General features: G+C 69.8%; 10 protein-coding genes and 1 pseudogene. All 11 read left to right on the top strand.

Going from position 1 to position 13,401, the window contains the following annotated elements:
• The first annotated feature begins 42 nt into the window (after nt 1–42).
• Nucleotides 43–1,095: a 2,5-dihydroxypyridine 5,6-dioxygenase NicX family protein gene (locus BUB97_RS03445; RefSeq protein WP_073131456.1), complete on the top strand. Its 1,053-nt coding sequence runs from the start codon at nt 43–45 to the stop codon at nt 1,093–1,095.
• Between the two features lie 59 nt (nt 1,096–1,154).
• Nucleotides 1,155–2,366, top strand: a complete 1,212-nt coding sequence (locus BUB97_RS03440) for an ABC transporter substrate-binding protein (RefSeq protein ID WP_073131454.1) — start codon at nt 1,155–1,157, stop codon at nt 2,364–2,366.
• A gap of 20 nt (nt 2,367–2,386) precedes the next feature.
• Nucleotides 2,387–4,228, top strand: a complete 1,842-nt coding sequence (locus tag BUB97_RS03435; protein WP_073131452.1) for an ABC transporter permease — start codon at nt 2,387–2,389, stop codon at nt 4,226–4,228.
• The gene (locus tag BUB97_RS03430; RefSeq protein ID WP_073131450.1) at nt 4,225–4,983 is read left to right on the top strand and encodes an ABC transporter ATP-binding protein; all 759 of its coding nucleotides are present in this window, start codon (nt 4,225–4,227) and stop codon (nt 4,981–4,983) included. Before BUB97_RS03435 ends, BUB97_RS03430 begins: the two co-directional genes overlap by 4 nt.
• A 1-nt stretch (nt 4,984) precedes the next feature.
• The gene (locus tag BUB97_RS03425; RefSeq protein WP_073131448.1) at nt 4,985–5,686 is read left to right on the top strand and encodes an ABC transporter ATP-binding protein; all 702 of its coding nucleotides are present in this window, start codon (nt 4,985–4,987) and stop codon (nt 5,684–5,686) included.
• The gene (locus BUB97_RS03420) at nt 5,686–6,162 is read left to right on the top strand and encodes a (2Fe-2S)-binding protein (protein WP_073131446.1); all 477 of its coding nucleotides are present in this window, start codon (nt 5,686–5,688) and stop codon (nt 6,160–6,162) included. Before BUB97_RS03425 ends, BUB97_RS03420 begins: the two co-directional genes overlap by 1 nt.
• A 2-nt stretch (nt 6,163–6,164) precedes the next feature.
• A complete protein-coding gene (locus tag BUB97_RS03415; protein ID WP_073131444.1) occupies nt 6,165–9,671 on the top strand; it encodes a molybdopterin cofactor-binding domain-containing protein in 3,507 nt (1,168 codons plus the stop codon).
• Between the two features lie 65 nt (nt 9,672–9,736).
• On the top strand, nt 9,737–10,888 hold the full coding sequence (locus tag BUB97_RS03410; RefSeq protein WP_073131442.1) for an FAD-dependent monooxygenase: 1,152 nt from the start codon (nt 9,737–9,739) through the stop codon (nt 10,886–10,888).
• Nucleotides 10,889–10,901: 13 nt separating this feature from the next.
• On the top strand, nt 10,902–11,591 hold the full coding sequence (locus BUB97_RS03405) for a TetR/AcrR family transcriptional regulator (protein WP_073131440.1): 690 nt from the start codon (nt 10,902–10,904) through the stop codon (nt 11,589–11,591).
• Nucleotides 11,592–12,328 (top strand): annotated as a pseudogene (locus BUB97_RS03400) (altronate dehydratase); the annotation flags it as partial.
• Nucleotides 12,325–13,371, top strand: coding sequence for an Ldh family oxidoreductase (locus BUB97_RS03395; protein ID WP_086061861.1), 1,047 nt, complete (start codon nt 12,325–12,327; stop codon nt 13,369–13,371). The pseudogene BUB97_RS03400 and the gene BUB97_RS03395, both read left to right, overlap by 4 nt.
• The last annotated feature ends 30 nt before the right edge of the window (nt 13,372–13,401 follow it).

Below are 13,401 nucleotides of genomic sequence, written 5' to 3'. Positions count from 1 at the left end.
TAACTGTACGCTCAGTTAGTTCCAGCGGAAAGGCGCAGCCCCATGCCCATCAGCGATGCGGACATGATCGAGGCCTGGAAGAAGGTCCTCACCCTCTCGCAGCTGAAATCCGGTGAGGTGGTGACGGTGCTCACGGGCCCGACAACGCATCCGCAGACCCTTTCGACCGCCATGGTGGCCGCGCGGGGCATGGGGGCCATCGTCAACCGGCTAGACCTGCCGCCGGTGAATGGCGAGGCTTCCCTGAGCCGCGACGCGCTGGCCTTCGTGGGTGACACGCCGCTGACCGGGAACCCGGCCGGCATGGCGGCGCTGAAGGCGAGCGACCTCGTGCTCGACCTCATGCTGCTGCTCTTCTCCCCGGAACAGGGCGAGATCCTGGAATCCGGCACGCGCATGCTGCTCGCGGTGGAGCCGCCCGAGGTGTTGGCGCGGCTGGTGCCCAGCATGGAGGACAAGATCCGCGTGAAAGCGGCGGCGGAGAAGCTGAAGGCGGCGAAGGAGATGCATGTGACATCGCCCGCCGGCACGGATCTGCGCTGCGCGGTGGGCGAGTATCCGCTGCTCGAGGAATACGGCTTCGTCGATGCGCCCGGGCGCTGGGACCACTGGCCCAGCGGCTTTCTCGCCACCTGGCCGAATGAGGGCAAGTCGAACGGCACCATCGTGATCGACCGCGGCGACATCCTGCTGCCGCAGAAGTCCTATGTGCAGGACAGGATCGTGCTGACGGTGAAGGATGGCTACGCCACGAGCATCGAGGGTGGGCTCGATGCCGACCTGCTGAAGGACTACATGGAGAGCTTCAAGGACCCGGAGGCCTATGCGATCTCGCATATCGGCTGGGGGTTGCAGGACAGGGCGCGCTGGTCCGTTCTTTCCCTGTATGACCGCGAGCAGACGATCGGAATGGATGCGCGTGCCTTCGCGGGCAACTTCCTCTTCTCCCTGGGGCCGAACACCGAGGCGGGCGGCACGCGCAACACGCCCTGCCATATCGACATCCCGCTCCGCCACTGCACCGTGATGCTGGACGGGGTGCCGGTGACCAGGGACGGCAAGGTCCTGGACCAGGTCGCGCTGGCGGCCGAATGACGCATGGCCGGGCGGAAGGCCCGGCCCTTCCGCCGAATCCACACAGCAGGAGTAGCACCATGCCCATGACACGGCGCCTCGTTCTCGGCGCGTCCGGCGCGCTCGCGCTTCCCGGCCTCCTGCGTGCGCAGGGAAGCAACCCGATCCGCATCGGCGAGATCAACAGCTACACCTCGCAGCCCGCCTTCACCCTGCCCTACCGCAACGCGATGCAGCTGGCTGTGGAGCAGATCAATGCCAGGGGCGGCGTGCTCGGGCGCCCGCTGGAGCTGATCACCCGCGACGACGCCGGCCGCCCGCAGGACGCGGTGCGCCTGGCCGGCGAGCTGTACAACGACCAGAAGGTCGATGTGCTGGCGGGCGCCTTCCTCTCCAATGTCGGCCTGGCGCTGAGCGAGTATGCCGCGCAGAACAAGCGGCTCTATATCGGCGGCGAGCCGCTGACGGATGCGATGGTGTGGGAACGCGGCAACCGCTACACCTTCCGCCTTCGTCCCTCCACCTACATGCAGGCCGCGATCCTGGCGGAAGAGGCGGCGAAGCTGCCGGCCAAGCGCTGGGTCACCGTTTCGCCGAACTACGAATACGGCCAGTCCGCCGTGAAGTGGTTCCGCCAGATCCTCTCGGCCAAGCGGCCGGACGTGCAATTCGTGGCCGAGCAGTGGCCGGCGCTGGGCCGGGTGGATGCGGGCGCGACCGTGCAGGCGCTGGAGCAGGCGCGGCCGGAGGCGATCTTCAACGTGCTCTTCGGGCCGGACCTGACGAACTTCGTCCGGCAGGGCAACACGCGCGGGCTGTTCGAGCGCCGCGCCGTGGTCTCCATGCTGACGGGCGAGCCCGAATATCTCGACCCGCTGGGCGACGAGGCGCCGGAGGGCTGGACCGTCACGGGCTATCCGGGGGAGCTGGTCGACACGCCCGCCCACAAGACCTATGCCGCCGCCTACCGCCAGAAGTTCAACGCGAAGCCGATGTGCGGCTCTCTGGTCGGCTACTCGCTCATCAACTCCATCGCGGCCGGCGTCGCCAAGGCGGGCACGACCGAGACGGAGAAGATGGTGGAGGGCTTCCGCGGCGCCAGCTTCGACACGCCGGCGGGCCAGGCGACCTATCGCGCCATCGATCACCAGGGCACGCTCGGCGTCTATGTCGGCAAGACCGCGCTCCGCCGGAACGAGGGCGTGATGGTCGATTGGCGCTACATCGACGGCAAGGACCTGCTGCCGGGCGACGACGTGGTGCGCGGCATGCGCCCCGCCAGCGCGAACTAGGCGAAGGCCCGGCGGGTTCGATGGACAGCCTCATTCCGCAGTTGCTCACCGGGCTCGCCGGGGCCTCTTCGCTCTTTCTCGTCGCATCGGGGCTGACAATCATCTTCGGCGTCACCCGGATCGTGAACTTCTCCCATGGTTCGCTGATGATGCTCGGCGCCTATATCGGCTGGAGCATCCTCACCCGCCTGCCCCGGGACCCCGAGTGGTTCGTGCTGGGCATCCTGCTCACCGTGCTCGCCACCGCGCTGATCGGCGTGGTGCTGGAGGTGGTGGTGCTGCGGCGGGTCTATCGCGCGCCGGAGCTGTTCCAGCTGCTCGCCACCTTCGGCGTGGTGCTGGTGCTGCAGGATGTCACGCTGTGGATCTGGGGTGCGGTGGAGCTTCCCCTGCCGCGTCCGCGCTGGCTGCGGGGCTTCGTCGAGATCGCGGGGAACCGCTTCCCCTTCTATGACCTGATCCTCATCTTCGTCGGGCCTGTCGTGCTCGGGCTGCTCTGGCTGCTGATGAACCGCACGCGCTGGGGCACGCTGGTGCGGGCGGCGACGCTGGACCGCGAGATGGTGGCCGCGCTGGGCGTGAACCAGCGCACGCTCTTCACCTCCGTCTTCGCCCTAGGCGCGGGGCTGGCGGGGCTGGGCGGCGCGCTGTCCCTGCCCAATGCCTCGGCCAATCTGAACATCGACCTCTCCATCATCACCGATGCCTTCGTGGTGGTGGTGGTGGGAGGGCTGGGCAGCCTGCCCGGCGCCTTCCTGGCCAGCCTGCTCATCGGAATCCTCCAGGCCTTCGGGATCGTGTTGGTGCCGAAGATCACGCTGGTGTTGGTGTTCCTGGTGATGGCGGTGGTGCTGGTGTTCCGCCCCAACGGGCTGATGGGGCGCCCGCAGGCCGAGGCGCGCGAGGCGACCGCGGCCGCCCCGGTCATACGCCCGGCCCCGCGGGAGTTGCGGATCCTCGGCCTCGTCGCGCTGGTGCTGGCGGCGGCCGCGCCCCTGGTCGCCGGCGAGTATTACCTGACCGTGCTGACTGATGCCTGCGTGGCCGTCATCTTCGCCACCTCGCTGCATTTCATGATGGGGCCGGGCGGGATGGCGAGCTTCGGCCATGCTGCCTGGTTCGGCATCGGGGCCTATGCGGCGGGGCTGCTGATGCAGTGGCTGGGTGCCCCCATGCCGGTGGGGCTGCTGGCCGCGCCCATCCTGGCCGGCATCGTGGCGGCGCTGTTCGGCTGGTTCGTCGTGCGGCTGTCGGGCGTGTATCTCTCCATGCTGACCCTCGCCTTCGCGCAGATCGTCTGGGCCATCTCCTTCCAATGGGTGGAGGTGACGGGGGGCGACAACGGGCTGCTGGGCCTCTGGCCGCCGGAATGGGCGCGCAACCCCGCCACCTTCTACTGGATCGCGCTGGCGCTGGCGGTTTCCGTGGCGCTGCTGCTCCGGCGCGCGCTCTACGCACCCTATGGCTATGCGCTGCGGGCGGCGCGGGATTCGGCGATGCGCGCGCAATCCATCGGGCTGGACGTGAAGCGGCTGCGGATGGTCGCGCTGGTGATCGCGGGCGCGGCCTGCGGGCTGGCCGGCGCCATCTTCTCCTACAGCAAGGGCGGCATCTTCCCGACCTACATCTCCATCCCGCATTCGGTGGAGGCGCTGCTGATGGTGCTGCTCGGCGGGTTGCAGACGGTGGCGGGGCCGATCATCGGCGCGCTGGTCTATACGGGGCTCGCGGATATCCTCGTCCGCTCCACCGACCTGTGGCGCCTGGTGCTGGGCACGGTGATCGTGCTGCTGGTCGTGGCCTTCCCCGAGGGCATCGCGGGTGCCGCGCGGCGGCTCTGGCTGCGGGGGCGGGAGGCATGAGCGTCCTGGTCGTCCAGGGGCTGAGCAAGTCCTTCGGGGGTGTGCAGGCGGTGGGGGATGTCTCCTTCGCCGTCGCGCCCGGGGAGATGCTGGCGCTGATCGGGCCGAACGGCGCCGGCAAGTCCACCTGCTTCAACATGGTGGGCGGGCAGCTCGTGCCGGATGCGGGTTCCGTGCTGCTGGAGGGGAAGCCCATCACCGGGCTGAGCCCGCGCGCCATCGCGCGCCGGGGGGTGGGGCGGACCTTCCAGATCACGGCCACCTTCGGCTCCATGACGGTGCGGGAGAATGTGCAGATGGCGCTTCTCTCCCACCGCCGGGAGATCTGGCAGTTCTGGCGTCCGGTGGCCGGGCGCCATGCCGAGGAGGCGGATGCGCTGCTGGCGCAGGTGGGGTTGGAGGCGCAGGCGGAGCGCGCGACGGGCGTGCTGGCCTATGGCGACCTGAAGCGGCTGGAGCTGGCCATCGCGCTCGGCAACGCGCCGCGCCTGCTGCTGATGGACGAGCCGACCGCGGGCATGGCGCCGGCCGAGCGCGTGGGGCTGATGCAGCTGACGCGCAGGCTGGCGACCGAGCGCGGCGTGGCGGTGCTGTTCACCGAGCATGACATGGATGTGGTGTTCGATGTCTCGGACCGGATCCTGGTGCTGAACCGCGGCACGCTGATCGCCGAAGGGGACGGGGCGTCGATCCGCGCCAATCCGGCGGTGCGCGAGATCTATCTCGGCACCGGCGCGACGAGCGGGGGGCATTGAGATGCTGCAGGTCGAGGCGCTGAACACGCATTACGGCCGTGCCCATATCCTCCAGGGTATGTCGCTGCAGGTGGGCTCCAGCGAGGTGCGCGTGCTGCTCGGCCGCAACGGCGCGGGCAAGAGCACGACGATGAAGTCCATCATCGGCCTGGTTCGGCCGACCAGCGGGCACATCCGCTTCGATGGGCAGGAGATCGCGGGCGAGGAGCCGCACCGCATCGCCCGGCGCGGCCTGGGCTATGTGCCGGAGGACCGGCGGGTCTTCGCCGACCTGACGGTGATGGAGAACCTCGAGGTCGGGAAGCAGCCGGCCCGGGGCGGCATGCGGCCCTGGACGGCGGAGCGGCTGTTCGAGCTCTTTCCCAATCTCGGCCGGATGCGGGACCGCCCGGGCGGGCGGATGAGCGGTGGCGAGCAGCAGATGCTGACCATCGCGCGCACGCTGATGGGCAACCCGCGGCTGGTGCTGCTGGACGAGCCGAGCGAGGGGCTGGCGCCCGTGATCGTCGAGCAGATGGCGAAGGCCATCCTGGCGCTGAAGGGGGAGGGGCTGACCATCCTCCTGGCCGAGCAGAACCTGCATTTCGCGGGCGGCGTGGCCGATAGCGCGACGGTGGTGGAAAAGGGCCGCGTGGTCTGGTCCGGCACCATGGCCGAGCTGCGGGCGGACGAGGCCGCGCGCACGCAGTATCTGGCGGTGTGATGCCCGCGCCGCGGGAGATCGCGCTGGAGGTGAACGGGCGGCGGCAGGTGCTGCATCTCGATCCCTCGGCGCCGCTCCTGGCGGTGCTGCGGAACGACCTGGCGCTGAACGGCCCGAAATATGGCTGCGGCCTCGGGGAATGCGGGGCCTGCACCGTGCTGCTGGATGGCCGGGCCGTCCGCTCCTGCGTGTTGCCCCTCTCCCGCACGGAGGGGCGGCGGGTGACGACGCTGGAGGGGCTGGGCACGATCGAGGCGCCGCATCCCGTGCAGGCCGCCTTCATCGCTGAGCAGGGCGCGCAATGCGGCTACTGCCTCAACGGCATGATCATGACCACGGTGGCGCTGCTGGAGCGGAACCCGGCGCCGAGCGAAGCGCAGATCCGCGAGGCGCTGGCCCATAATCTCTGCCGCTGCGGCACCCATATGGAAATCCTGGCGGCGGTGCGGCGCGCGGCCGCGGAACGGGCGGCGTGACGATGCGGGCGCGGCGGGAAACTGACCGGCAGGGCCTGCTGCGGCAGGACGGCGTGCTCGCCATCACCCGCAGGCGCGCGCCGGTCCCGGGAACCGAGCCGGGAGCGAATGAGCGGGACGAGGAGGATGTCTTCGTCGCCGTCTTCGACGATGGCAGCGTGGCCGCCTTCAACGGCCATGTGGACCTGGGCACCGGCATCCGCACGGCGCTGGCGCAGATCGTCGCGGAGGAACTGGATGTCCGCCTGGATCAGGTGAACATGGTGCTGGGCCATACCGGGCGCACGCCGGACCAGGGCCCCACCATCGCCAGCGAGACGATCCAGATCTCCGCCGTGCCGCTCCGGCAGGCGGCGGCGGAGGCGCGGCGGACCTTGCTGGCCCTTGCCGCGGCGCGGCTGGGGACGGAGGCGCTTCAGGTTTCGGAGGGCGTGGTCTCGGCCGGCGACGGGCGCAGCGTCTCCTATGCCGAGCTGCTGCATGGGGCGCGGGAGGTGGTGCCGCTGAGCGGGGCGGCGCCGCTGAAGCGGGTGGAGGAGTACCGGATCGTCGGCCAGCCCGTGCCGCGCCTGGACATTCCCGCCAAGGCCACAGGCGGGCTGGTTTTCGTGCATGACATGCGCGTGCCGGGCATGCTGCATGGGCGCGTCGTGCGGCCGCCCTATGCCGGGCTGGATGCCGGCGCCTTCATCGGCAACAGCCTGCTTTCGGTCGAGCGGGATTCCGTCGCGCACATCCCCGGCCTCGTGGATGTGGTGGTGATCGGCGACTTCGTCGGCGTGGTGGCGGAGCGCGAGGAGGAGGCGGCGCGCGCGGCGCGGGAGTTGCGCGTGGCCTGGAAGGCTTTCACCGCCCCGGCCAGCCTGGACGATGTGGAGCGGGCGCTGCGGGAGAACCCTTCCACCCGCCGGATACTCAGGGACACGGGGGATGTGGATGCGGCGCTGGCCGGCGCCGCCAGGCGCCTGCCGCGCAGCTATTCCTGGCCCTACCAGATGCACGGCTCCATCGGCCCGTCCTGTGCCGTGGCGGAATGGGCCGAGGGGCGGCTGCAGCTTTGGTCGGGCACGCAGAACCCGCACATGCTCCGCGCGGCGCTGGCGCAGCTCATGGCCATGCCGGAGGCGCGGATCGAGGTCACGCGGATGGAGGCGGCCGGCTGCTACGGCCGCAACTGCGCGGATGACGTATGCGGCGATGCCGCGCTGCTTTCCCGCGCCGTGGGGCGGCCGGTGCGCGTGCAGCTCACGCGGGAGCAGGAGCATCTGTGGGAGCCCAAGGGCTCCGCGCAGCTCATCGACGTGGATGGCGGGCTGGATGCGGCGGGCGGGGTCGCGGCCTATGACTTCGTCTCGCGCTATCCCTCGAACGATGCGCCGCTGCTAGGGCTGCTGCTGACCGGGCAGGTGAAGGCCGAGCCGGCGGTTCTGCAGATGGGCGACCGCACCGCCATTCCCCCCTATGACTACCCGGCGATGCGGATCGCGGTGGAGGACATGCCGCCGATCGTGCGCGCTTCCTGGATGCGGGGGGTCTCCTCCCTGCCCAGCACCTTCGCGCATGAATCCTGGATCGACGAATGCGCGGCCGAGGCGGGGGTGGACCCGGTGGAGTACCGGCTGCGCTACCTGAAGGACGCACGCGCCATCGACCTGGTGAAGGCGGTGGCCGAGCGTGCCGGCTGGGAGAAGCGCACCGGCCCGCGCATGAAGGCCGAGGGCGACATCCTGCGCGGGCAGGGCTTCGCCTATGCGCTCTACGTGCACAGCAAGTTCCCGGGCTATGGCGCGGCCTGGGCGGCCTGGGTGGCCGAGGTGGAGGTGAACCGCCGCACGGGCGAGGTGACGGCGACACGCATCGTCACCGGCCACGATGCGGGGTTGATGATCAATCCGGATGGCGTCCGCCACCAGGTGCATGGCAACGTCATCCAGGCCACCAGCCGCGTGCTGAAGGAGCGCGTCTCCTTCGAGAACGGGTTGGTGGCGAGCCAGGAATGGGGCGGCTACCCCATCCTCGACTTCTGCGAGGTGCCGGAGATCGAGGTGCTGATGATGCCGCGGCCGGAGGAGCCGCCGCTCGGGGCCGGGGAATCCGCCTCGGTGCCCAGCGCGGCCGCCATCGCCAATGCCATCTTCGATGCCACGGGCGTGCGCTTCCGCCGCGTGCCCTTCACGCCGGAGGTGATCCGCGAGGGGCTGCGGCCCGTGATGCAGGCGGAGGCGAAGCGGATGCGGCGGCGCTGGTTCGCGGGCTTCGGCGGGCTCGCGGGCGGGCTGGTCGTCGCGGCGGGGGCGGCGATCGGCTGGGCTTCGGCCATGGCCCCGGCGAAGCCGCCGGGGGCCGACGTGTTCTCCGCCGCGCAGATCGAGCGCGGACGGCTGCTGGCGGCGGCCGGCGATTGCGCCGTGTGCCACACCACCCCCGGCGGCGTGGCGAATGCGGGCGGGCTGGCGCTGGACACGGGCTTCGGCCGGATCTGGTCCACCAACATCACGCCGGATGTGGAGACGGGGATCGGCGCCTATTCCTTCGCGGCCTTCCAGCGCGCCATGCGCCAGGGCATCGCGCGGGACGGGCGGCATCTCTATCCCGCCTTTCCCTACACCGCCTATTCGAAGATGACGGATGAAGACCTGCTGGCCCTATACGCCTATCTCATGGCGCAGGCTCCCGTGCGCTCCGTGGTGCCCGATACGAAGCTCGCCTTTCCCTACAACATCCGGCCGCTGATGGCTGGCTGGAACCTACTCTTCCACCGCCCGGGCGCGATGGAGCCGGACCCCGCGATGCCGGCGGAATGGAACCGCGGCAACTACCTCGTGAATGCGCTGGGCCATTGCGGCGCCTGCCACACGCCGCGCAACGCGCTGGGCGCGGAACGGGGCGGGGCCGCGCGTTTCGCGGGCGCCGTGGTGGAGGGGTGGGAAGCGCCGGCGCTCAGCAGCCTCTCCCGCGCGCCGGTCCCTTGGACAGAGGCGGATTTCTACAGCTATCTCCGCACCGGCCATTCGCCCCGCCACGGCGTGGCGGCCGGTTCCATGGCGCCGGTCGTCGCGGACCTCCAGGCCCTACCGGATGCCGATATCCGGGCCATGGCGCATTACCTCGCCTCCCTGAATCCCGTGCCGGCCGAGGTTGATCCGGCGCCGCTGGTGGCGGCCGCGGCGATGGGCCCGCGGCAGGGCGGCAGCGAGGGGGCGCGGCTGTTCCAGGGCGCCTGCGCGGCCTGCCATGGCGGCGACGCGCAGGAGGGGCCCGAGGTGGCGCTGGCCTTGAACAGCAATGTGCACAGCGACCGGCCCGACAACCTGCTGCGGGTGATCCTGGACGGCATCCGCCCGCCCATTCCGGGGCATGGCGAAATGCCGGCTTTCCGCGACAGCCTAAGCGACCGTCAGGTGGAAACCCTCGCCCGCTTCATCCGCGCGAATTTCGCACCGGGGCGTGCGCCCTGGGGGAATCTGCCCCAGGCCGTCGCCCGGCTGCGGGCGACGCCGGCCCATTGACAGATTGCGCTTTCATCTAACTGAACGTGTAGTTAAATAATGCCAGCCGTGCAGGAGACGGGATCATGAGCAAGCCTCGCATCGCCATCGTCGGAGCCGGGCTCGGCGGGATCTCCGCCGCCCTGCTGCTGCGCGCGGAGGGCTTCGACGCCACGCTTTACGAGCAGGCGCCGGCCTTCTCGCGCCTGGGCGCCGGCATCCATGTCGGGCCGAATGTGATGAAGATCATGCGCCGCATCGGCCTCGAGGCGCCGATGCAGGCGATGGGCTCGCATCCGGACTACTGGTACAGCCGGAACTGGAACGACGGCGCGATCCTCTCCCAGATCCCGCTGGGCGACTACGCCCGCAAGACCTATGGCGCCTCCTACCTCACGGTGCATCGCGGCGATTTCCACCAGCTGATGGTTGATGCGGTGCCCTCCGCCTCCCTGCTTTACGACAAGCGCCTGACGGCGATCGCCGACCGCGGCAAGGACGTGCTGCTGACCTTCGCCGATGGCACGACGGCCGAGGCCGATATCGTGATCGGCGCCGATGGCGTGAACTCCGTCATCCGCGAGCACATGCTGGGCACAGAGCTGCCGCGCTACACCGGCTGGGTGGCCCATCGCGCCGTCTTCCCGGCCTCGGCCCTGGCGAAATACGGCTACAAGTTCGACCAGTGCGTGAAGTGGTGGTCCGAGGACCGCCACATGATGGTCTATTACGTCACCGAGCAGCAGGACGAGTACTACTACGTCACCGGCGTGCCCCAGGCCGAATGGGACATGAGCAAGGCCTGGGTGGAGAGCAGCCAGGAGGAGATGCGCGAAGCTTTCGCCGGCTACCACCCCATGGTGCAATCGCTCATCGACGCCTGCTCCGAGATCACGAAATGGCCGCTGCTGGAGCGCGACCCGCTGCCGCTCTGGAGCCGTGGGCGGATGGTGATGCTGGGCGATGCCTGCCACCCGATGAAACCCCACATGGCCCAGGGCGCCGCCATGGCGATCGAGGATGCCGCCATGCTCGCACGCTGCTTCAAGGCGGTGGGCACGGAGGATTACGAGGCCGCCTTCGCCCTCTACCGCGCGAACCGGATCGAGCGGGCGTCGCGCGTCCAGAAGGTGTCGCATGACAACACCTGGCTGCGCACGAACGAGGATCCGGCCTGGGTCTTCGGATACGACGTGTTCAACGTGCCGCTGGTCGAGCCGACCCGCGCGGCGGCCTGATGGCCCCTGAAGCATGACGAGCGCCGCGGCGCCCCGCCGGCGGATCGGCCGCCGCCCGGCCGATCCGGACGGGGTCTCGACGCAGGACAACATCCTGGCCGTGGCCGAGCAGGTCTTCGCCGATCACGGCTATGTCGCCGCCTCGCTGCGCGAGATCGCCCAGCGGGCGGATGTGACGCAGGCGCTGATCATCTATTATTTTGGCAGCAAGCAGGGGCTGTTCGAGACCTTGTTCAAGCGCCGGGGCCTGGAGGTCTCGCGCGAGCGGCAGGCGCTGCTCGACGCGCTGCTGGCACGGCCGGAGCCGCCGACGGCGCGGGCGCTGGTGACGGCCTATCTCACGCCGCAGTTCAAGCTGCGGCACGAGGGGCCGCAGGCCATGGCCTTCGTGCGCATGCAGGCCCGGCTGCACCATGAGCCGGATGAGCTGGCACTCCGCCTGCGGCGCGAGGTGTATGACAGCTCCACCCGCAACTACATCGCGGCCCTTCAGCGTGCCGTGCCCGGGCTGGATGCGGCGGACGCCCATTGGCGCATGATGTTCGCGGTAGGCACCTATCTCTACATGCTCTCGGGCTTCGACCGGCTGGCGGAGGTTTCCGAGGGACGCTTCACCACGGACGACACGGAAGAGGTGGTGCGGCGGCTGACGGATTTCCTCGTGGCCGGCTTCACCGCCCCATCCAGCCAGGCCTCAGCCTAGGCCGAGCACCTGCTCATCGGCATGCAGTGTGGCGGCTCCGACGGTTTTTCGGGTCTCTCTGCCAATCCGGCGCTCGGGGTGGCCATGGACATTCTGATCCGCCACGGCGGCACCGCGATCCTGTCTGAGACATGCGAGATCTTCGGGGTGGAGCACACGCTGACCGCCCGCGCCGCCTCGCCCGCGGTAGGCCAGAAGCTCGTCGATCGCATGAACTGGTGGCTGACCTACAACGAGGGACGCAATACGCAGATCAACGGCCGTGTCAGTCCCGGCAACAATGCCGGCGGCCTGACAACGTGCTGGAGAAGTCGCTGGGCGGGGCGAAGAAGGGCGGCTCATCGCCGCTGATGGAGGTGTACCAGTATGCCGAGCCGGTGACGCAGCACGGCCTGGTCTTCATGGACACCCCGGGCTACGACCCGGTTTCCGCCACGGGACAGATCGCGGGTGGCGCGAACATGGTTATGTTCACCACCGGCCGCGACTCCTGCTTCGGCTCGCTTCCCGCACCCACCATCAAGCTTTCCTCCAACACGCCGATGTACGAGCGCATGCGGGACGACATGGACATCAACTGCGGCGTGATCATCGACGGTGAGGCGACGCTGCCCGAAATGGGCGAGCGCATCTTCCGGCAGCTTCTCCGCCACGCATCCGGCGAGCGCACGAAGAGCAAGGTTTCAGGCATGGGCACCAACGAATTCGTCCCGTGGCATATTGGCGTGATGGCATGAGGGCTGAGGAATTGCGCGACTTGGCCGCCGCGCTGCTGTGCGCGGCCGGAATGGGAACGGAGAAGGCCGCGGCGGTCGCCGAGGTGCTGATCGAGGCCGACCGGATGGGCCATGACACCCACGGTGTCGCCCTGCTGCCGCGCCACCTCGACGAGATCGCCTCCGGCAGCATGACCCTGGAGGGGGAGCCGGAGGTCATCGCGGATCGCGGCGCCACCGTCGCCTGGGGCGGGAGGCGCCTGCCCGGGCCGTGGCCGGTGCCCAGGGCGCTCGACCTGGCCATGGAGCGTGCGCCGCGGTTCGGCATGGTGGGCACCGCGATCGGCAACGGGCATCACATGGGCGGCCTCGCGGCCTATCTCGAGCGCGTCACCGCCCGCGGCCTCGTCGTCACCATGGCGTCCTCGGCGCCCGGCGTCGCCTCGGTGGCGCCCTTTGGCGGCACGCGCGGTGCGCTCTCGCCCGCGCCCTTCGCGGCAGGATTCCCGACCGGCGGCGACCCGGTGCTGATCGACATCAGCGCCTCAGTCACCACCAACAACATGGCAATGCGCCTCGCGCGGGAGGGGCGGCGCTACGAGCGGCCCTGGCTGATGGAGGCTTCGGGCGAGGCCACGGATGACCCCACGGTTCTCCAACGCGGGCGGCACGGTGCTGCCGGCAGGCGGTCTCGACCATGGCCAGAAGGGCTATGGCTGGGCCCTTTACGCCGAGGCGATGAGCCAGGGCCTGTGGGGCCGTGGGCGGGCGACGGGGTGAAGGGCATGGTCAACGCCATCTTCATCCAGGTGACCGATCCCGGCGCCTTCGCTGGGCTCGCGGCTTTCACCCTGCAGACCGGCTCCATCGCGAAAAACTGTCGGGCGAGCACGCCCCGCCCGGGCGGCGGCGCCATGCGCCTGCCAGGCGAGGCCGGCCTGCGCCGGCGCGAGACGGCCATGGCGGAGGGCGTCTCGCTACGGCCCGAGACCGTCGAGGCGCTGCGGCCCTGGGCGGAGCGCCTCGGCATTCCTCTGCCCTCCCATATGGTGGGAAAGGTCTGAATCAGGCGTGTTCAAGCCGCCGCTGCGCGC

The sequence above is a fragment of the Muricoccus roseus genome (genome assembly GCF_900141905.1).
Lineage (GTDB): Bacteria > Pseudomonadota > Alphaproteobacteria > Acetobacterales > Acetobacteraceae > Roseomonas > Roseomonas rosea.
This window is presented reverse-complemented; position numbering and strand designations above follow the sequence as displayed.